Below are 19,457 nucleotides of genomic sequence, written 5' to 3' on the forward strand. Positions count from 1 at the left end.
TTTACTCCCAATATCCGATGCGGAGTCCGGCGATGAGTCTGAAGGCGGATCGGGCCAGTCTGGCCTTTTCCTTCAAGGGGGGGCTGCTGCCCATGACGGTCATGGAGTTGACCAGTGCCGACCCCGAACGCATTCGCGAGCAACTGGCGGGCAAGCTCAGCCAGTCTCCGGCTTTTTTCCAGCATACCCCGGTGGTGCTTAGCGTCGAGCGCCTCGATGAACCGCACCTGGCCCTGGAGCGCATCTGCGCGGTGTGCCGGGCGCACAAGTTGTTGCCGGTGGCGGTGCGCGGCGGTAGCGATCCGGTCAAGCAGTCGGCCTGGGCCCTGGGGTTGGGCTGGTTTCCGCCTCAGGAGGCGCGCGCCCGGTCGCTGGAGAGCGTCCCGGTCGGCGACGCCGAGGTCGCCGCTCCCTCGAGCGCTGCCTCCGGCGCGGCGGAGCCCGCGGCCGTTCCGGCGGCACGCATCTATCGTGGCACGGTTCGCTCGGGGCAGCAGGTCAGTGCCCCCGAGGGGGACCTGGTGGTGATCGGCGCCGTCAATGCCGGCGCCGAAGTGCTGGCCGCCGGCAGCGTACATGTCTATGGTGCCCTGCGCGGCCGTGCCCTGGCCGGTATTCATGGCAATGCCGCGACGGGTATCTATTGCCGTGAGCTGCATGCCGAACTGCTCTCGGTAGCGGGCAACTACAAGCGTCTGGAAGACGTCGATCCGCGCCTGCTGGGGGCCGCCGTGGAAGTGCATCTCAGCGATGATCAGCTGGCGATCGCGGCCCTGGACTGACACGTCATAAGGGCGGCGAGCCGATCGGGAACCTAATCTGCAACAGGAAGCGTAACTTGGCCAAGATCATTGTAGTGACCTCAGGCAAGGGCGGGGTCGGCAAGACCACCAGCGCCGCGGCCATTGCCACCGGCCTGGCCCTGCGAGGCAAGAAGACGGTAGTGATCGATTTCGATGTGGGGCTGCGTAATCTCGATCTGATCATGGGCTGCGAGCGGCGTGTCGTCTACGACCTGGTCAATGTGATCCAGGGCGAGGCGGGGCTGGCGCAGGCGCTGATCCGTGACAAGCGGGTCGACAACCTGCATATCCTGCCGGCCTCCCAGACCCGCGACAAGGATGCCCTGACCCCGGAAGGGGTGGAGAAGGTGCTGGAGACCCTCTCCGGCGACTTCGATTACATCCTCTGTGACTCCCCGGCGGGCATCGAGCGCGGGGCTCAACTGGCCATGTACTTCGCCGACGAGGCCATCGTGGTCACCAATCCCGAGGTCTCCTCGGTACGCGACTCGGATCGCATCCTCGGCCTATTGGCGGCCAAGACGCGCCGCGCCGAGCGGGGTGAGGACCCGGTCAAGGAGCACCTGCTGATCACCCGCTACAATCCGGAGCGGGTCGATTATGGCGATATGCTCACCCTCGAGGACATTCGCGAGATCCTGGCCATCGACCTGATCGGCCTGATTCCCGAGTCCGAGGCGGTGCTGCGGGCCTCCAACCAGGGGATCCCGGTGGTTCACGATCAGAAGAGCGACGCCGGCCTGGCCTATGCCGATACGGTCTCCCGGTTGCTCGGCGAGGAAGTTCCGCTGCGCTTCCATGAAATTCAGAAGAAGGGCCTGTTGAGCCGCATGTTCGGAGGAGGTCGCCGTTGAAACTCCTGGATTTTTTCCGTGGTGAACGCAAGAAGAGCGCCTCGGTCGCCAAGGAACGGCTACAGATTATCGTGGCCCATCAGCGTAGCCAGCGCGACCAGCCGGACTATATGCCGATGCTGGAGCGGGAACTGCTGGAGGTGATTCGCCGCTACGTCAAGGTCGACCGGGATGCCGTGAGCATCAGCCTGGATAAGGACGATGACTGCTCGATTCTCGAGCTCAACGTGACCCTGCCCAAGGGCTAGCCGTTGTCGGGTGAGGCCATGGGCTGAGCCCGGCAGGGGTCTATGCTAGGCTGGGCCCACTTTACGGCCCTGTCTGGAGATCGTCCATGGCGCAGTCCGACGCCGCACCGCGCACCTTTCTTTGGCATGACTACGAGACCTTCGGGGCCGATCCGCGCCTGGATCGCCCCTCCCAGTTTGCCGCCATCCGCACCGACGCCGAGCTCAACGAGATCGGCGAGCCCCTGACCCTCTTCTGCAAGCCGGCGGACGATTACCTGCCCCACCCCCAGGCCTGCCTGATCACCGGCATCACCCCCCAGGCGGCGCGCCGCCGCGGCCTGCCGGAGGCGGAGTTCGCCGGGCGGGTCAATGCCGCCATGAGCGAGCCGGGCACCTGTGCGGTGGGGTACAACAGCCTGCGCTTCGACGACGAGGTGAGCCGGCACCTCTTCTATCGCAACCTGCTCGACCCCTATGCCCGGGAGTGGCAGAACGGCAACTCGCGCTGGGACCTGATCGATGTGGTGCGCGCCTTCCACGCCCTGCGCCCGGAGGGGATCGAATGGCCGAAGCGCGAGGACGGGGCCCCCAGCTTCCGCCTGGAGGACCTGACCGCCGCCAACGGCATCGAGCATGCCGGTGCCCACGATGCCCTGGTGGATGTGCGCGCCACCATCGCCCTGGCTCGGCTGCTGCGGGAGTGCAATGCGCGGCTCTTCGACTACCTGCTGGGGTTGCGCAGCAAGCGCGAGGTGGCGCGCCGCCTCGACCTGGCGTCCCGCAAGCCACTGCTGCATATCTCCCAGCGCTACCCGGCCAGCCGCGCCTGCGCCGCCCTGGTGATGCCCCTGGCCGAGCACCCCAGCAACCCTAATGGGGTGATCGTCTATGACCTGGCGGAAGACCCGGAGCCGCTGCTGACGCTGAGCCCGGAGGCGATCCGCGAGCGGGTCTTCGTGGCCGCCGACGAGCTGGCCGAGGGCACCGTGCGGGTGCCCCTCAAGGTGATCCATATCAATCGCAGCCCGGTGATCATGCCGGTGAGCTTCCTCAAGGACGTCAGCGGCCCCCAGGCCGGCGAGTATGGCGAGATCGTCGCACGCATGGGCCTCGACCTGGCGGCTTGCCGGCGGCACTGGAAGCGCCTCCACGAGGCGCCGGAGGCGGCCCGCAAGGCGGCCCAGGTGTTTGCCGAGGCACCGCCGGAGGGGCCCCGGGACCCCGACCTGATGCTCTACTCCGGGGGCTTCTTCTCCCCCGCCGATCGCCAGCAGATGCAGCGGGTGCGGGATAGCGACCCTTGGGACCTGGTGGAGGCGCGCTTCGCCTTCCAGGACCCGCGGCTGGAGGAGATGCTGTTCCGCTATCGGGCGCGCAGCTATCCGGAGACCCTGACCAGCGAGGAGCAGGCCCAGTGGGAGGCCTACCGCTGGAATCGCATGAACGATGCCCGCCTCGGTGGCCTGACCCTGCAGGGCTTCGCCCGGGAGATCGAGCGGCTCAATCAGCTCAGCCTGGAGGAGCGTCAGCGGCAGATCCTCGAGGAGCTGGTGATGCATGTGGAGGCGATCATGCCGCCCCAGGCCTTCGGCTAGGCGTAGTGCTACCAGAAAGGCCCGGTCGGGAGAGCTCCCGGGCCGGGCGTTTTTTTGTGTCTGGTTATTCGTCGGCGTGGTGCGGCAGGGGGGGGAGGTCTCGGCTCAGGGCCAGGACGTCGCTGGGCTCGTCGCCGGGATCGAAGGCCACGTCCACCGGGGGCTCGCGGCGCAGGGTCCGCCAGGCCTGGCGTAGCCGCCCGACATCCACCGCCATGACCTCGGCGGCCAGCCGCTCGCGGCGATCGAAGGCCGCGTCGCCCAGGGCCAGGCCGCGCCACAGGCGGTCGGTGAGCTGGCCGAGGGAGGTGTCCCGGGCCAGCAGCTGGTCGCGTACCGCCTGGCGGTAGGGGGCCAGGGTGGCGTCGTCCAGCTCCGCGAGAGTGGCGTCGAAGGTCTCCAGGAAGGCGTCGATGTGCTCGCCGATGGCCTGGCTCCCGGTCTCCGGGGATTGCACCAGCAGGGCGATGCCCGGCGCATCCAGCAGTGGCCGGTAGCCGGCATTGACGATATAGCCCAGCTGCTCCTCGGTGCGCAGCCGTGTATAGAAGGGGGTGCTCAGCAGTTGACCCAGTACCGCCAGTTCCGCCTGGCTGGCCAGGGTGCGGTCGGGGCCCTGCAAGTAGCGCAGCAGCAGCGACTCCTGGCGCTGGCTGTCGGGCCTAAGCGGCGGCAGGTCGACGGCCTCCAGGGGGGTCAGGTCGGCGATGGCATCGGCCGGGAGGCGCGGTGCCAGGGCCTCGAAGACCTCCAGGGCCTGCTGCCTGGCCAGGGTGGCATCCAGGTCGCCGATGGCCATGGCCTCGATATGCAGGGCCGCCAGGAACTCGCGGCGGTAGGTGCGCAGGGCCTCGCGGTCGAGGGGTTCCAGCGCCTCCAGCAGGTCGGCAGTCGGCCACTGGGGGCGGATCAGGGCCTCGCCCAGGGTACGATTGGCCTGCTGGTAGAGGGCCGACAGGGGAGCGTTGCGCCACTCCCTGGCCAGGCGCTGCTTGACGCGTGCCAGGCTCGCGGCGGTGATCTCGCCCTCGGTGAGTTGCGCCAGGGCCTCCTCCATCACCCGGGCCTGGCGATCTCGCCAGCCGGAGAAGCTCAGGGTCAGGCCGCGGGCATGGGCATAGGCCGAGAAGTGCTGCCCCGCCAGGCGCGCCGGATAGAAGGCTTCATTGAGGCTGTCGTTCAGCCAGCCCGCCAGCAACTGGCTCAGCACCGCCTGGTGGGGCGATGCGCTGGCACCGGGGTGCTGAAGGCTGAGGCGCCACTCCACCTGGGGCGTGCGGAAGCCGCCGTGGGCCTGATGCCAGAGTCGCGCTCCCGGGGTCTCCAGTCGCAGCTCGGGCCGCTCGTCCTGGGCGCCCAGCAGGCTCAGGTCCTGGGCGATAAAGGGGTTGGGCTCGGGCAGTGACAGGCCGTCCAGGGGCTCGGCCGCGGGCCAGTCGACCCGGGCCTCGGCCCGGTAGGGGGCCTGGAACCAGGGGGAGGTCGACTCGCCCTCCACTTCCGGGCCGCTGTAGAGGCGGATCAGCCGCTCCGGGGTCAGGGCCTGCAGGTAGGGCGTCAGGCGTTCGGCAGCGAATTCGCCCATGCGGTAGGGGGCGTAGAGCACGTCCTCCGCGGGGTAGTCGGCGAGGCTCATGGACAGGCGAGTCACGCCGTGAATCGGCTCGCCATGCTGGATAAAGCGGAACCGCTGCTCCGCCAGGCGCGCTTGCTCCTCGTAGCGCCAGGCCTGCGGGCCGGCTTCCCGGAGTCGCGCGATGGTGGCGAACAGGCTGGCCTGGATGGTGTCGAGGCGCTCGGCGCCGTCTGGCGTCAGGCTGACGGTCACCGCGAAGAGGGCGTTCTCGCCGTCATCGCGGGTCAGGCCGGCGGCGAGGGCATCGGCCAGGCCCGCCTCGCGCAGCGCGGCCAGCAGGCTGCCTTCGCCCTCGTGGCCCAGCAGGTTGGCCAGGAAGTCCACCGGCTTGAAGGGATAATCGCGGTTCGGGTCGGGGATGGGGAAGAGGAAGCTGACCTGCTGGCGGTCGCGCAGCGAGCGGGTCGCCAGCGCCAGGGGCAGCGTCTCGTCGAGGACCAGAGGGGTGGCGACCCGGGGGGCCTCCAGGTCGCGGTCGACGATGGCGTCGAAGCGTTCCCGCACCAGGGCCTCCTGGGTGTCCAGGTCCTGGGGCGCGATAAGCGCCAGGTGCATCACATTGGCATCGTAGTGGCGCTCATAGAAGTCGATGACCCGCGCCCGCAGGCTGGGCTCCCCTTCGGCGGGGTCGGCCAGGGTCTCGCGGCTGCCCACCGAGAAGCCGGTGCCGGGGTGCGCGGGGTTGAGGAATTGATTGAGCACGTCCTGCTCGCGGCGTGCCTCGTCGCGAATCCGCGCCTGATACTCGGAGTGGACGATATTGCGCTCGCTTTCCAGGCGGTCGGCATTGAACAGCGGCGCGATAAAGAACTGGCTGAAGCGGTCCAGGGCGCCGGGCAGGGCCTCGGGCTCGATATCGAAGAAGTAGTTGGTGTCATGGGGGGCGGTAAAGGCATTGTGGCTGCCACCATGACGGTTGATATAGCCCTGGTAGGCGTCTGCGTCGGGGAAGGGCGCGGTGCCCAGGAAGAGCATATGCTCGAGGAAGTGGGCCAGGCCCGCCAGGTCCTCGGGGTCGTCGGCGCTGCCCACGCTGACGTTCATGGAGGCGGCGGCCTTGTCCGCCTCGGGGTCATGTACCAGCAGGGCGGTCAGGCCGTTGCTCAGGGTCAGCAGCCGATAGTCGCGGATATCCTGAGGGCTGGTATGGGGCCTGGTGGTCTCGACGCTTCCCGATGGCTCGCCGGGCGCTTCGGCTCGGGCCAGTCCCGGGACGAGGGCGGCGAGCCAGAGGGTGGCCAGCAGCATCAGGGACCGGGAAACGAGAGGGGGCGAAAGGGTCATGGGTTCTCCTGGGCGGGGGTCGCGCGCAGCATGGGGCCGGTGGGATAGCCACAGGCCCACTCCTGGTGCCTGGGATCATTCACTCGTCTAGATACCGGAAAGGCGCCCAACAGTTCCCCGGGGGCCGGCGATAGCAGGGCGCGGGCCTGCTCCAGGGGCGTGGCGGGATCGAGCCACCGGCGAGCGGCAGAGGCGTCGATCAGCGCCGGCAGGCGGTCGCTGAGCGGCGTCAGCAGTGGCGGCGTGGCCACCGTGACCAGGGCACAGGAGTCGGCGAACTCGGTCAGGCTGGTGTGGTAGCGGCACCATAGTCCGGCCAGCAACAGCGGGCCACGGTCGGCCCGGGTGACCAGGAAGGGCTGCTTCATGCGTGGCTGGGGCTTCCACACATAGATTCCGCTGGCCGGGATCAGGCAGCGGCGAGCGGCGAAGGCCTCGCGGAACATGGGGCGTGTCTCCAGGGACTCCGCCCGGGCACAGTGGGGGGCGTGATCGAGCACCTTGAGCCAGGGCGGTGTCAGCCCCCAGAAGGCGGTGGCCAGGGTCGGGCGGCCGGCGGCCAGGCGTACCATCGACAGCGGCTGGCGCGGCGCCAGGTTGGGGCTGGTCAGCGGGGTGGCCTCGAGGCGCAGGTCCGGCAGCAGCCGTTCCAGGTCCATGGGGGCGATATGCAGGCGGCCTGCCATAGCGACTCCTGAGCGGCGGAGGGCCTCAAGGGTAGCGGCTTCGCCGGGGGCTGAAAAGCACTCATGCCGGCGTCGGGCTTGCGTTTGTGGCCGGTAGCGATATGCTGGTCGGAAACAGTGTTCGATTCCGCACTTCCACCCATCGCGACGAGGAAGCCCATGGCACGTCCCAGACAGCATGCCCCCGAGGCGTTGCATGCCCAGGTGATGGCGGCCTGCGATGCCTGGCTGCAGGAGCGCCCGGTGCATGAGCTGTCGCTGCGCGCCCTGGCTCGCGACGTGGGGTGTGCGCCGAGTACCCTGCTCAAGCTCTATGGCAGCTTCAATAACCTGCTGCAGCACGTCAATCTCGAGACCCTGGCACGGCTCAAGGAGGCCATGGTGCCGGCGGATACCAACGAGACCCTGGCCTCTCAGCTACGCACCCTGGCCCTGGCCTACTGGCGCTTCGCGCGCCATGAGCCCTACCGCTGGCAGTTGCTGTTCGACTACCCGCTGGCCCAGGAGGGCGAGCTGGATCGGCGCCAGAGCGACATGATCGAGGCCCTCTTCCTGCGCGTGGAGACCGGCCTCAAGGCCTATCAGCCGGGCCTCAGTGACCTGGAGGCGCGGCGCATGGCGCGCACCCTCTGGGGCAGCGTGCACGGCCTGGTGCAGTTGGGGCTCAATGAGCGCCTCGGCGTCTGGCAGGGCCAGCCCCTGGAGGTCACCGAGCTGCTGGAGCAGCTGCTGGTCACCATCCTCGCCGGCCTGCGCCATGGTCCCTACGCCCCGTGAGTCGCGTGTTTCATCCCCTACGGGGGCCCTGCCTCGGCCTGGCGCGTTACCTGATCCTTGCCCTGGTGCGACTCTGCTACCGACTGCGCGTCGAGGGGGGCGAGCACCTGCCGGCCCGGGGCGCGGCCCTGGTGGTCTGCAATCATGTCAGCTTCGTCGACGCCCTGATCCTCGGCGGCGCCAGCCCGCGGCCGCTGCGTTTTCTGATGGATCGACCCATCTATGAATCGCCCTGGCTCCACTGGTGGTTCCGCCTGGTGGGGGCGATTCCCGTGGAGGCGGAGCGTCGCGATCCGGGCAGCGTGCGCCGTGCCCTGGAAGAGGTTCGCCGTGCCCTGGATAACGGCGAAGTGGTGATGCTCTTCCCCGAGGGGCGGTTAACGCCGGATGGCGAGATCCACGCCTTTCGGCGAGGCCTGGAGCATATCCTGACGCGCAACCCAGTGCCGGTGGTGCCCGCCGGCCTGGCCGGGCTCTGGGGCTCCTGGACTTCCCACCAGGGCGGTCGCGCCCTGACCAAGCGTCCGCGCCGCTTCCGTGCCCGGGTCGGGCTGCATTTCGGGGCGCCCCTGGCACCGCGGGAGGCCAGCCTGGCACGCCTCGAGATCGAGGTGCGTGAGCTCAAGGCCGACGCCGAGGCCTGGGGCCCGGCGCCGACCTCGGCTACCCTTAGAAAACACTGAGTTCCCGCGCCCTGGCCGGGCGACGGGATTCCGCCGCTGGACCCCGATGAGAGCCCTTCCATGAGCAAGCAGCCGCTGATCATTTTCGACACTACCCTGCGCGATGGCGAGCAGTCGCCGGGCGCCTCCATGACCCGCGACGAGAAGGTGCGCATCGCCCTGATGCTGGAGAAGCTGCGCGTCGACGTCATCGAGGCGGGTTTCGCCGCCGCCAGTCCCGGCGACTTCGAGGCGGTGAAGGCGGTGGCCGAGAGTGTCACCGGTAGCCGCGTCTGTTCCCTGGCCCGGGCCCTGGATCGCGATATCGAGGCCGCCGGCGAGGCCCTGGCCGGCGCCGCCCAGGGGCGCATTCATACCTTTATCGCCACCAGCCCCATTCATATGCAGTACAAGCTGCAGATGAGCCCGGAGCAGGTGGTGGAGCGTGCCGTGGCGGCGGTGCAGAAGGCCCGCGGCCTGTGCGACGACGTGGAGTTCTCCTGCGAGGACGCCGGGCGCTCCGAGCTGGACTTCCTGTGCCGCATCGTCGAGGCGGCCATCGAGGCCGGCGCCTCCACCATCAATATCCCCGATACCGTGGGTTATGCCCTGCCGGTGCCCTTCGGCGAGATGGTGGGAGAGCTGATCCGCCGGGTGCCCAACAGCGACAAGGCGGTCTTCTCGGTGCACTGCCATAACGACCTGGGGCTGGCGGTGGCCAACTCCCTGGCCGCGGTAAATGCCGGCGCCCGCCAGGTGGAGTGCACCATCAATGGCCTGGGCGAGCGGGCCGGCAATGCCTCCCTGGAGGAGATCGTCATGGCGGTACGCACCCGCCAGGATATCCTCGACGTGGAGACCCGCATCGACGCCACCCATATCGTGCCCACCTCGCGGCTGGTCTCCACCGTCACCGGCTTCCCGGTGCAGCCCAACAAGGCCATCGTCGGCAAGAACGCCTTCGCCCACGAGTCGGGAATCCATCAGGACGGGGTGCTCAAGCACCGCGAGACCTACGAGATCATGCGTGCCGAGGACGTTGGCTGGCACACCAACGCCATCGTGCTGGGCAAGCACTCCGGGCGTAACGCCTTCCGCTCGCGGCTCGATGAGCTGGGCATTCAGTTCGCCTCCGAGGCAGAGCTCAACGACGCCTTCGCCCTCTTCAAGCAGCTCGCCGACAAGAAGCACGAGATCTATGACGAGGACCTCCAGGCCCTGGTCACCGATACTCGTGCCGCGGCCCGGGCCGAGCGTTTCCGCCTGGTGGCCATGGAAGTCACCTCCAAGACCGGCGAGACGCCCCTGGCCCGGGTCGTGCTCGGCCACGACGGCGAGGAGCGTCGCGTCGAGGCCCAGGGCAGCGGGCCGGTGGATGCGGTCTTCAAGGCCATCGAGCAGATCGCCGACAGCCAGGCGGAGCTGGAACTCTACTCGGTGAACGCCATTACCAGCGGCACCGACTCCCAGGGCGAGGTCACGGTACGCCTGCAGAAGGGCGGACGCATCGTCAACGGCCTGGGCGCGGACACCGATATCGTCATCGCCTCCGCCAAGGCCTATATCAATGCCCTGAATGCGCTGGCCAGCCGCGGCGCGCGCACTCACCCCCAAGGCGTTCATGAAGGCCCCTGAGGCCGCTCGCCGAGCAGACGCAGAAACGCCGACGGCGCCCCGAGGGGCGCCGTCGGCGTTTTCTTTATGGAGGATATGGCTCAGCGGCGGCGGGCCGGGCGCCGGGCGTGCTGCCAGCAACGCGCCGAGGTGATCAGCTTGTCCCTGACCTGAAGGATCTCCATGCGGGTGGTGCCCACCTGCAGACAGGCGGGGCCGTCGGGGAAGGACTCCAGGTGCTCGAGGATCAGGCCGTTGAGGGTCTTGGGGCCGTCGGTGGGCAGCTGCCAGCCCAGCGACTTGTTGATCTCGCGGATATTGGCGGTGCCCTCGATCAGGTAGCTGCCATCGTCCTGGAGGTGGATCTCCTGGTGCATCCCCGCCACGTCGGTGGTGAACTCGCCGACGATCTCCTCGAGGATATCCTCCAGGGTCACCAGGCCCTCCACGTCACCATACTCGTCCACCACGATGCCGATACGCCGCTTCTGCTTCTGGAAGTTGAGCAGCTGAGTGTGCAGTGGAGTGGACTCGGGAATGAAGTAGGGCTCCCGGGCCTCCTGGACGATGGCCGCCTTGGTGACCTCCGCCTTGGCCAGGAAACGTGCCGCGTTGCGCAGATGCAGCATGCCGATGATGTTGTTGATATCGCCCTTGTAGACCGGGATGCGGGTGTGCTGGCTGGTGCGAATCTGGGCGAGGATGCTCTCCAGGTCATCCTCCAGGTCGATACCCACGATCTCGTGGCGGGGCACCATGATGTCGTTGACGGTGACGTTCTCCAGGTCGAGGATCGACAGCAGCATGGCCTGGTGGCGCTGGGGAATCAGGGTGCCCGCCTCGTGGACGATGGTGCGCAGCTCGTCACGGGTCAGGTTGTCGGTGCCGCCATCGATCTGCTTGACGCCGGCCAGGCGCAACAGGCCGTTGGAGATGGCGTTGGTCAGCCACACCAGCGGATAGAGCAGCTTGAGCAGCGGTTCCAGGGCCATCGACGCCGGGTAGGCGATGCGTTCCGGCTTGATCGCCGCATAGGTCTTGGGAGTCACCTCGGCGAAGATCAGGATGACGATGGTCAGCACCAGGGGCGCAATGGCCGGCCCGCTCACCTCGCCGAAGAAGTGGATCGCCAGCACGGTGGCGATGGCGGCGGCCAGGTTGTTTACCAGGTTGTTGCCGATCAAGATCACGCCGATCAGGCGATCCGGGCGGGCCAGCAGGCGCAGCACCCGCTGGGCCCGGCGCTCGCCACCGTTGGCACGATGGCTCAGCCGGTAGCGGTTGATGGACATCATGCCGGTCTCGGAACTCGAGAAGAAGGCCGACAGCAGGATCAGCACTGCCAGCAGGCCGAACAGCAATCCCAGAGGGAAGTCGTCGCTCAAGATGGAAGGGTCCTTTATGGCGTATCAGGCACGTTTGTAGAGAAGGAGTGCTCGGCCTGTCAAGGCGGCTTAGGCCCCCTGGAAGATCACTTCCAGGGCGAACTTGCTGCCGAAATAGGCCAGCAGCAGCAGGGCGCAGCCGCCCAGGGTCCAGCGCACCGCCTTGAGGCCCCGCCAGCCCAGCCAGTGGTGGCCGGCCAGCAGGATCGAGAAGATCACCCAGGCGGCCAGGGAGAGCAGCGTCTTGTGGGCCAGGTGCTGGGCGAAGAGGTTGTCGAGGAACAGGAAGCCGCTGAGGATGGCCAGGGTCAGCAGGCCGACCCCGGCCCAGACCAGTTCGAAGAGCACCCGCTCCATGGTGGTCAGGGGGGGCAGGGCCTGAACCACGCCACGGATATGGTGATGTCGCAGGGCCTGGTTCTGCACCCCCAGCAGGATCGCCTGGACGGCGGCGATGGCCAGCACGGCGAAGGCCAGGGCGGAGCTCACCACATGCAGGGCGATGCCCGGCGTCAGGCCATCGCCGCGGGGTGAGCCGGGTAGGCCCACCGCCAGCACCAGAGTCATGGCGGCCAGCGGGAAGAGGCCCACCGCCACGTTGAGCACCGGCTTGAAGAGGCTGATCGCCAGCAGCAGGGCGGCGATCAGGGCGCCGGCCGCGGTGGCGGTGGTGCCGAGGCCCAGGCTCAGCGGCTCGTTGCCGCCGACCAGGGCGCCGAGTACCAGCAGATGACAGACCACGGCCAGGCCGCCCAGGGCCAACACCAGGGGCGGGCGCTGGGGGACGCGCCGCGTCAGCGCCAGCGCCTGCCAGGAGGCGGCGCCGCAGTAGAGGATGATGGCGATTAGGGCAAAGGGAAGCGCCTGCATAGCGTTGCTGTCCATGGGCCGCCCGGGGCGGCGAAGTGCGATGAAAAAGTGGCCGCAATCCTGGGGCTACTATACCGAAGCCCCGGGGCGCCGCCCAGCCATGCATGGAGACCGGAGCCATCAAGGCGTATAATCGCGCCAAACGCCAAGGCATCGTTGCCGGAGAGGCCCATGTTCGAGAGTCTATCGGAGCGTCTATCGCGGACGCTGAGGTCCATCAGCGGTCAGGCCAAACTGACCGAGGACAATATCAAGGAAACCCTGCGCGAGGTGCGCCGGGCGCTGCTGGAGGCCGATGTCGCCCTGCCGGTGGTCAAGGCCTTTATCGATGCGGTGCGCCAGCGTGCCGTGGGGCAGGAAGTCTCCAAGAGCCTGTCGCCGGGGCAGCAGTTCGTCAAGATCGTCCAGCAGGAGCTGGAGGCGGTCATGGGCGAGGCCTTCGATGGCCTCAGCCTCAAGGGCTCGCCGGCGGTGATCCTGATGGCCGGCCTGCAGGGGGCGGGCAAGACCACCTCCGTGGCCAAACTGGCCCGCTACCTCAGAGAGCGCGAGAAGAAGAAGGTGCTGGTGGTCTCCGCCGACGTCTATCGTCCCGCGGCCATCGACCAGTTGGAGACCCTGGCCGGCGAGGTCCAGGTCGACTTCTTCCCCTCCTCCAGCGACCAGCGGCCGGTGGCCATCGCCGAGGCGGCCATCAAGCACGCCAAGATCCAGTTCCATGACGTGGTGATCGTCGATACCGCCGGTCGCCTGCATGTCGATGCCGACATGATGGACGAGATCCAGGCGCTGCATCGGGCGGTGACGCCTCAGGAAACGCTGTTCGTGGTCGATGCCATGACCGGCCAGGATGCCGCCAATACCGCCAAGGCCTTCCACGAGGCGTTGCCGCTGACCGGGGTGATCCTTACCAAGGCCGACGGCGACGCCCGCGGCGGGGCGGCCCTCTCGGTGCGTCATATCACCGGCAAGCCGATCAAGTTCATGGGCATGGGGGAGAAGACCGATGCCCTGGAGCCCTTCCATCCGGACCGGGTGGCCTCGCGTATCCTCGGCATGGGCGACGTCCTGTCGCTGATCGAGGAGGCCGAGCGCACCGTCGACAAGGGCAAGGCCGCCAAGCTGGCCAAGAAGGTCAAGAAGGGCGAAGGCTTCGACCTGGAAGACTTCCGCGACCAGCTCCAGCAGCTCAAGAAGATGGGCGGCATGGGCGGCCTGCTCGGCAAGCTGCCGGGCATGGGACAGATGGCCGAGATGGCCCAGGGCCCCGGACCCGAGAAGGAGCTGGGCAAGCTCGAGGCGCTGATCAACTCCATGACCCCCCAGGAGCGCCGCAAGCCGGAGATCATCAATGGCTCCCGCAAGCGGCGTATCGCCAGCGGTGCCGGCCTGCAGGTGCCCGACCTCAATCGCCTGCTCAAGCAGCACAAGCAGATGCAGAAGATGATGAAGAAGGCGGGCAAGAAGGGCGGCATGCAGAAGATGATGCGCGGCATGTCCGGCATGATGGGCGGCGGTGGTCCGGGTGGCCCCGGCGGCATGGGTGGCCCCGGCGGCTTCCCCTGGCGCTAGGCCGAGACGCCGCGGATCCTCGCGTCCGACGCCGGCCCATCCCAGATGGGGCGGCGGGCTGTCAAGGAAAAAGGTTCCCAAACGGTGCCGCTTTCCGTAGAATGTCGCGTCTTCATGACTGGGTCGTGAGTCCGCTCACGCCCTGAAGACTCCAAATTTCAGCAATCCAACCGAAGGACTGTTTAACGCCATGGTTACCATTCGTCTGGCACGTGGTGGCGCCAAGAAGCGTCCCTTCTATCACCTGACCGTGACCGACTCTCGCAAATCCCGCGACGGTCGTTTCCTGGAGCGCGTCGGCTTCTTCAACCCGGTGGCCCGTGGCCAGGAAGAGCGTCTGCGCGTCGACCTGGAGCGTGTCACCCACTGGCAGGATCAGGGTGCCCAGCTCTCCGAGCGCGTCGCCGAGCTGATCAAGGAAGCTCGCAAGCAGGCCAGCGCCTGATCGTGAGCCCGGTGCAGGAAACCGCCATGACCTCTCCCCAGGACAGCCCCGATGCTCAGCACGTGGTATTGGGCAAGCTGACCAGCTCCTACGGGGTCAAGGGGTGGCTCAAGGTGTACTCCTACACCAGCCCCATGGAGGGCATTCTCGACTACCCCGAGTGGTGGGTACGTCTCGACGGTCGGGTGGCGAAGTACCGCCTGACTCAGGGGCGTCGCCACGGCAAGGGACTGGTCGCGAGCCTCGATGGGGTGAACGACCGCGACGCCGCCGAGCGGCTGGCCGGGGCAGAGATCCTGCTGCCCAAGTCGGCGCTGCCAAAGCTGCCCGCGGACGAGTATTACTGGCACCAACTGGAAGGGCTCGAGGTGGTGACCGCCGAGGGGCAAGCCCTGGGGCGTGTGGCCTATCTGTTCGAGACCGGCGCCAACGACGTCATGGTCGTGCGCGGTGCCGCCGACGGCAAGGAGCGGCTGCTGCCCTTTTTGCCCGACGAGGTGATACTCGACGTGGATCTCGATGCCGGCCGCATGACGGTGGCCTGGGATCCCGATTTTTGACCCTAGGGTCTACCGCCCGAGGCGGAACCCCCGGGGCCGATGCCTGGAATGAATTGCCGTGTGGATAGGTGTTGTCTCGCTGTTCCCGGAGATGTTCGACGCGATCAGCCGCTATGGCGTGACCGGTCGAGCGGTCAAGCAAGGGTTGCTGGAACTGGAATTCTGGAATCCCCGGGACTTTGCCACCGACAAGCACCGCAAGGTGGATGATCGCCCCTATGGGGGCGGGCCGGGCATGCTGATGAAGGTCGAGACGCTGCGTCAGGCGATTCATGCCGCGCGCGCCGAGGCCGAAGCGACACAGGGCCAGCCGGCCCGCGTGATCTACCTGTCGCCCCAGGGGCGACCTCTGGATCAGCGCGGTGTCCAGGAACTGGCCGCGGCGGGGCCCCTGATCGTGGTGGCCGGCCGTTACGAGGGCATCGACGAGCGCATCGTCGAGGCCGACATCGATGAAGAGTGGTCCATCGGCGACTATGTGTTGAGCGGCGGCGAGCTGCCCGCCATGGTGCTGATCGATGCCGCCGCCCGGCTGGTACCGGGAGTGCTGGGACACCAGGACTCGGCGGTGGAGGACTCCTTCAACGAGGGACTGCTGGATTGCCCCCACTATACGCGCCCCGAGGAGATCGACGGGCGGGCGGTACCGGAGGTACTGCTGAGCGGCAATCATGGTGCCATTCGTCGCTGGCGCCTCAAGCAGTCCCTGGGACGCACCTGGCTCAGGCGCCCCGACCTTCTCGAGGGTCGCGAATTGAGCCGAGAGCAGCGACAACTGCTCGATGAATTTATCGACGAATACGCCAGTCAGGCGGCGGTGCGAGCCACCCCCGAGGCCCCATAAGCCAGGGCAGACTCGCGTCACACATCCGATTCCCGCGTCCGCGTGCCTACGCCGAGCGTCGGGATCACGGCCACCCCCGGGTGGCGATAGAGAGATTGAGGAGCTAGCAATGAGCAGCAAGAACAAGGTGATCCAGGCGATCGAAAACGAGCAGATGAGCAAGGAAATTCCGGCCTTCGCCCCCGGCGATACCGTGATCGTCCAGGTCAAGGTCAAGGAAGGTAACCGCGAGCGTCTGCAGGCCTTCGAAGGCGTGGTGATCGGCAAGCGTAGCCGCGGTCTGAACTCCGCCTTCACCGTGCGCAAGATCTCCCACGGTGTCGGCGTCGAGCGGACCTTCCAGACCTACAGCCCGCTGGTCGACTCCATCAGCGTCAAGCGTCGCGGCGACGTGCGCCAGGCCAAGCTGTACTACCTCCGCGAGCGCAGCGGCAAGTCTGCCCGTATCAAGGAAAAGCTGGCCTAAGTCGGGCCAGGCCGCGACCCGGCACCGCCGAGGTCGCCGGGAAACCCCGTCACCGCTCGCGCGGGGCGGGGTTTCCCTGCATTTGAGGCCCGCCGATGTCCGATGCCGCCCTGATCGACGCCTTCCTCGACGCCCTGTGGCTCGAGCAGGGCGCCAGTGAGCACACCCTGGCCGCCTATCGCCGCGATCTCGGCGCCTGGGCGGCCTGCCTGGCCGAGCGGGGCGCCTGCCTGCTGGCTCCCGGCGCCGAGACCCTGCCCGAGTGGCTGGCGGCGCGGCGCGCGGCGGGTTACCGGCTGCGCTCCAATGCTCGCTTGCTGTCCAGCCTGAGGCGCTTCTACCGCTGGGCGCTGATGACCGAGCGACTGAGTGCCGACCCCCTGGCCGGGGTACGCCTGCCCAAGGTGCGCCCCAACCTGCCGAACACCCTCGACGAGGCCGAAGTGGAGCGGTTGCTGGCGGCGCCGGACACCGATACTCCCCTGGGGCTGCGCGATCGCGCCATGCTGGAGGTGCTCTACGGCTGCGGCCTGCGAGTCTCGGAGCTGGTCAACCTGAGCCTGGCCAGCGTCAACCTGCGCCAGGGCGTGGTGCGGGTGCTGGGCAAGGGCGACAAGGAGCGCCTGGTGCCCCTGGGCGAGGAGGGCATCGCCTGGCTCGAGCGTTACCTGCGCGGCGGCCGGGGGGCGATGATGCAGGACCCCACCCGGCCGGCGCTCTTTCCCGGGCGCGGCGATGCCTGCCTGACCCGTCAGGCCTTCTGGCATCGCATCAAGGCCCATGCGCGCACCGCCGGCATCTCGCGGCCCCTGTCGCCGCATACCCTGCGCCACGCCTTCGCCACCCATCTGTTGAATCATGGGGCCAATTTGCGTGTCGTACAGCTGTTGCTGGGTCATAGCGACCTGTCGACGACCCAGATCTATACCCATGTGGCCCAGGCTCGCCTGGAACTGCTGCATGTCGAACATCACCCGCGAGGCTGAACATGCAACGAGCGTCACGAGCCCTCCTGGCTGGCCTGCTGGCCGCCACCCTGTCCGCCCCGGTCCTGGCCGACCCCGCCGCCGAGCTGGCCGAGCGCCTGAGCGTGCGCGGCGAGTCGATGCCGGTGGAGAGCGTGACCGCGACCCCCCTGGAAGGATTCTTCGAGGTGCGCCTGGACAACGGCGAGACCTTCTACAGCGACAGCAGCGGGCGCTTCTTCCTGGTGGGGGACCTCTACGAGAACGCCGACCAGGGGCTGGTCAACCTCACCGAACAGGCCCGCAACGCCGAGCGCGCCGAGCGCCTGGCGATGATCCCCGAGGCCGAGCGGGTGATCTTCCGTGGTGCCGAGAGTCGCGCCGTGGTCAGCGTCTTCACCGATACCACCTGCCCCTACTGTGTGCGTCTCCACGAGGAAGTGCCGGCGCTCAATGAGCGGGGAATCGAGGTACACTATCTGGCCTTCCCGCGAGGCGGCATGGGCGCTCAAGGCGCTCGAGAGCTGCAGCAGGTGTGGTGTGACGCCAATCCCAGTGAGGCGATGAGCCGGGTCAAGGGCGGGGAGCCCCTGGAAGGGCCCGCGGACTGCGACAATCCGGTCGAGGCCCAGTATCATCTGGGGATGGAGCTCGGCGTCCAGGGCACGCCGGCCATCGTGCTGCCCGACGGGCGCCTGGTGCCGGGCTATGTGCCCGCCGAGCGCCTGGTCACCATGCTGGGCCTCGACGACTGAACAGACGCAAGACGATGACGAGTGGCGGGCGCAGGCCCGGCCGGAACCGCCACCGCTGGACCGCCGCCCGACGACCCGGGCGGACACCGAACACTAGAGCAAGGGGATATCACGTTGAAACCGGTGAGAGTGGGAATCTGTGGCCTGGGTACCGTCGGTGGCGGTACCTTCAATGTCCTGACGCGCAATGCCGACGAGATCGCCCGGCGGGCCGGGCGGCCCATCGTGATCGAACAGGTGGCGATGCGTCGCGACAACCCGGACTGCGACACCACCGGCGTCAAGACCACCGCCGATGTCTTCGAGGTGGCCCGTAACCCCGAGGTGGACGTGCTGGTGGAGCTGATCGGCGGCTACGACATCGCCCGCGAGCTGGTGCTCACCGCCATCGAACACGGCAAGCACGTGGTCACCGCCAACAAGGCGCTGATCGCCGTGCACGGCAACGAGATCTTCCAGGCCGCCCACGAGAAGGGGGTGATCGTCGCCTTCGAGGCCGCCGTGGCCGGCGGCATCCCGGTGATCAAGTCGCTGCGCGAGGGCCTGGGCGCCAACCGCATCGAGTGGGTCGCCGGCATCATCAACGGCACCGGCAACTATATCCTCACCCATATGCGCGATGAGGGCCGGGCCTTCGAGGACGTCCTCGCCGAGGCCCAGGCGCTGGGCTACGCCGAGGCCGATCCCACCTTCGACGTGGAAGGCATCGATGCCGCCCACAAGCTGACCATCCTCGCCTCCATCGCCTACGGCGTGCCGCTGCAGTTCGAGAAGGCCTACACCGAGGGCATCTCCCGGGTCACCGCCGAGGACGTGGAGCAGGCCGATAACCTGGGCTATATCATCAAGCACTTGGGCATCTCCAAGCGCACCGAGCAGGGCCTGGAGCTGCGGGTCCACCCGACGCTGATTCCCAAGGAGCGCCTGCTGGCCAATGTGCACGGCGTCAAGAACGCCATCGCCGTGATGGGCGACGCCGTGGGTCCGACCCTCTACTATGGCGCCGGCGCCGGCGCCGAGCCCACCGCCTCCGCGGTGGTGGCCGACCTGCTCGACGTGGCCCGGGATATCACCACCGCCCATCACTACCGGGTGCCCTACCTGGCCTTCAGCGGCATCGACGAGGACGTCAGCCAGCTGCCGATCCTGCCCATGGAGGAGATCAGCACCGCCTACTACCTGCGGCTGCTGGCGGTGGATCGCCCCGGCGTGCTGGCCCGGGTGGCGACCATCCTCTCCGAGCAGGGCATCTCCATCGAGGCGCTGATCCAGAAAGAGGCCACCGAAGGCGAGCTGGTGCCGATCATCCTGCTGACCCACCGCACCCGCGAGCAGCAGATGAACGAGGCGATTCGCCAGATCGAGTCCATGGCCGATATCGCCGGGCCGGTAACGCGGATCCGCGTGGAATCCCTCGACGAACACGAATAACTCGAGCTTTCGCTGGATAGAGA

At 67.8% G+C, this 19,457-nt stretch carries 19 protein-coding genes; 15 read left to right on the top strand and 4 right to left on the bottom strand.

Annotation, left to right across the window (positions count from 1 at the left end):
* Nucleotides 1–32 precede the first annotated feature (32 nt).
* The 4 genes from minC to sbcB all read left to right on the top strand — a co-directional run bounded on the left by minC (nt 33) and on the right by sbcB (nt 3,482).
* Nucleotides 33–782 carry a septum site-determining protein MinC gene (minC, locus tag HPA02_RS11675; RefSeq protein WP_146803377.1) on the top strand — a complete coding sequence of 250 codons (750 nt, stop codon included), beginning with the start codon at nt 33–35 and terminating at the stop codon, nt 780–782.
* A 56-nt stretch (nt 783–838) separates the two neighbouring features.
* On the top strand, nt 839–1,657 hold the full coding sequence (minD, locus tag HPA02_RS11680) for a septum site-determining protein MinD (RefSeq protein ID WP_146803378.1): 819 nt from the start codon (nt 839–841) through the stop codon (nt 1,655–1,657).
* The gene (gene minE, locus HPA02_RS11685) at nt 1,654–1,905 is read left to right on the top strand and encodes a cell division topological specificity factor MinE (RefSeq protein ID WP_146803379.1); all 252 of its coding nucleotides are present in this window, start codon (nt 1,654–1,656) and stop codon (nt 1,903–1,905) included. Before minD ends, minE begins: the two co-directional genes overlap by 4 nt.
* An 86-nt stretch (nt 1,906–1,991) precedes the next feature.
* Nucleotides 1,992–3,482, top strand: coding sequence for an exodeoxyribonuclease I (gene sbcB, locus HPA02_RS11690; protein ID WP_146803380.1), 1,491 nt, complete (start codon nt 1,992–1,994; stop codon nt 3,480–3,482).
* Nucleotides 3,483–3,546: 64 nt separating this feature from the next.
* On the opposite strand, the gene HPA02_RS11695 is transcribed toward sbcB, so the two are convergent.
* Together HPA02_RS11695 and HPA02_RS11700 are read right to left on the bottom strand one after the other, a co-directional pair.
* Complete coding sequence (locus HPA02_RS11695) at nt 3,547–6,402, bottom strand: insulinase family protein (protein WP_244945915.1); 2,856 nt, start codon at nt 6,400–6,402, stop codon at nt 3,547–3,549.
* Nucleotides 6,399–7,088, bottom strand: coding sequence for an SOS response-associated peptidase (locus HPA02_RS11700; protein WP_146803381.1), 690 nt, complete (start codon nt 7,086–7,088; stop codon nt 6,399–6,401). Before HPA02_RS11700 ends, HPA02_RS11695 begins: the two co-directional genes overlap by 4 nt.
* A 159-nt stretch (nt 7,089–7,247) precedes the next feature.
* Here HPA02_RS11700 and HPA02_RS11705 point away from each other — a divergent pair, with 159 nt between their 5' ends.
* Genes HPA02_RS11705 through HPA02_RS11715 form a run of 3 tightly spaced genes read left to right on the top strand, consistent with a single transcriptional unit; the run spans nt 7,248 to nt 10,162 of the window.
* Nucleotides 7,248–7,865, top strand: a complete 618-nt coding sequence (locus HPA02_RS11705; RefSeq protein WP_146803382.1) for a TetR/AcrR family transcriptional regulator — start codon at nt 7,248–7,250, stop codon at nt 7,863–7,865.
* Between the two features lie 5 nt (nt 7,866–7,870).
* The gene (locus HPA02_RS11710; RefSeq protein ID WP_244945916.1) at nt 7,871–8,548 is read left to right on the top strand and encodes a 1-acyl-sn-glycerol-3-phosphate acyltransferase; all 678 of its coding nucleotides are present in this window, start codon (nt 7,871–7,873) and stop codon (nt 8,546–8,548) included.
* A 60-nt stretch (nt 8,549–8,608) separates the two neighbouring features.
* Nucleotides 8,609–10,162: a 2-isopropylmalate synthase gene (locus HPA02_RS11715; RefSeq protein ID WP_146803384.1), complete on the top strand. Its 1,554-nt coding sequence runs from the start codon at nt 8,609–8,611 to the stop codon at nt 10,160–10,162.
* Between the two features lie 80 nt (nt 10,163–10,242).
* Here the strand turns inward: HPA02_RS11715 and HPA02_RS11720 are convergent, their stop codons facing one another.
* Both HPA02_RS11720 and HPA02_RS11725 read right to left on the bottom strand, forming a co-directional pair.
* Nucleotides 10,243–11,526 (bottom strand): HlyC/CorC family transporter, encoded by a 1,284-nt coding sequence (locus tag HPA02_RS11720; RefSeq protein ID WP_146803385.1) that lies wholly within the window; start codon nt 11,524–11,526, stop codon nt 10,243–10,245.
* A gap of 69 nt (nt 11,527–11,595) precedes the next feature.
* Entirely contained in the window at nt 11,596–12,396 is an 801-nt protein-coding gene (locus tag HPA02_RS11725) for a cytochrome C assembly family protein (RefSeq protein WP_146803406.1), read from the bottom strand.
* Nucleotides 12,397–12,567: 171 nt separating this feature from the next.
* Between HPA02_RS11725 and ffh the strand changes: the two genes are divergently transcribed.
* From ffh to HPA02_RS11765, 8 genes are all read left to right on the top strand, one after another.
* A complete protein-coding gene (ffh, locus tag HPA02_RS11730; RefSeq protein ID WP_146803386.1) occupies nt 12,568–13,968 on the top strand; it encodes a signal recognition particle protein in 1,401 nt (466 codons plus the stop codon).
* 190 nt (nt 13,969–14,158) lie between these two features.
* On the top strand, nt 14,159–14,413 hold the full coding sequence (rpsP, locus tag HPA02_RS11735; RefSeq protein WP_146803387.1) for a 30S ribosomal protein S16: 255 nt from the start codon (nt 14,159–14,161) through the stop codon (nt 14,411–14,413).
* Between the two features lie 26 nt (nt 14,414–14,439).
* Entirely contained in the window at nt 14,440–14,973 is a 534-nt protein-coding gene (gene rimM / locus HPA02_RS11740; RefSeq protein WP_146803388.1) for a ribosome maturation factor RimM, read from the top strand.
* Between the two features lie 58 nt (nt 14,974–15,031).
* Entirely contained in the window at nt 15,032–15,817 is a 786-nt protein-coding gene (gene trmD / locus HPA02_RS11745) for a tRNA (guanosine(37)-N1)-methyltransferase TrmD (RefSeq protein ID WP_146803389.1), read from the top strand.
* 109 nt (nt 15,818–15,926) lie between these two features.
* Nucleotides 15,927–16,283: a 50S ribosomal protein L19 gene (gene rplS / locus HPA02_RS11750; RefSeq protein WP_146803390.1), complete on the top strand. Its 357-nt coding sequence runs from the start codon at nt 15,927–15,929 to the stop codon at nt 16,281–16,283.
* Nucleotides 16,284–16,378: 95 nt separating this feature from the next.
* Nucleotides 16,379–17,269, top strand: a complete 891-nt coding sequence (xerD, locus tag HPA02_RS11755) for a site-specific tyrosine recombinase XerD (protein ID WP_146803391.1) — start codon at nt 16,379–16,381, stop codon at nt 17,267–17,269.
* 2 nt (nt 17,270–17,271) lie between these two features.
* Nucleotides 17,272–18,003, top strand: a complete 732-nt coding sequence (locus tag HPA02_RS11760) for a DsbC family protein (protein WP_146803392.1) — start codon at nt 17,272–17,274, stop codon at nt 18,001–18,003.
* Between the two features lie 114 nt (nt 18,004–18,117).
* A complete protein-coding gene (locus HPA02_RS11765) occupies nt 18,118–19,434 on the top strand; it encodes a homoserine dehydrogenase (RefSeq protein WP_146803393.1) in 1,317 nt (438 codons plus the stop codon).
* Nucleotides 19,435–19,457: the final 23 nt, after the last annotated feature.

Source organism: Bisbaumannia pacifica (assembly GCF_007989625.1).
Lineage (GTDB): Bacteria > Pseudomonadota > Gammaproteobacteria > Pseudomonadales > Halomonadaceae > Bisbaumannia > Bisbaumannia pacifica.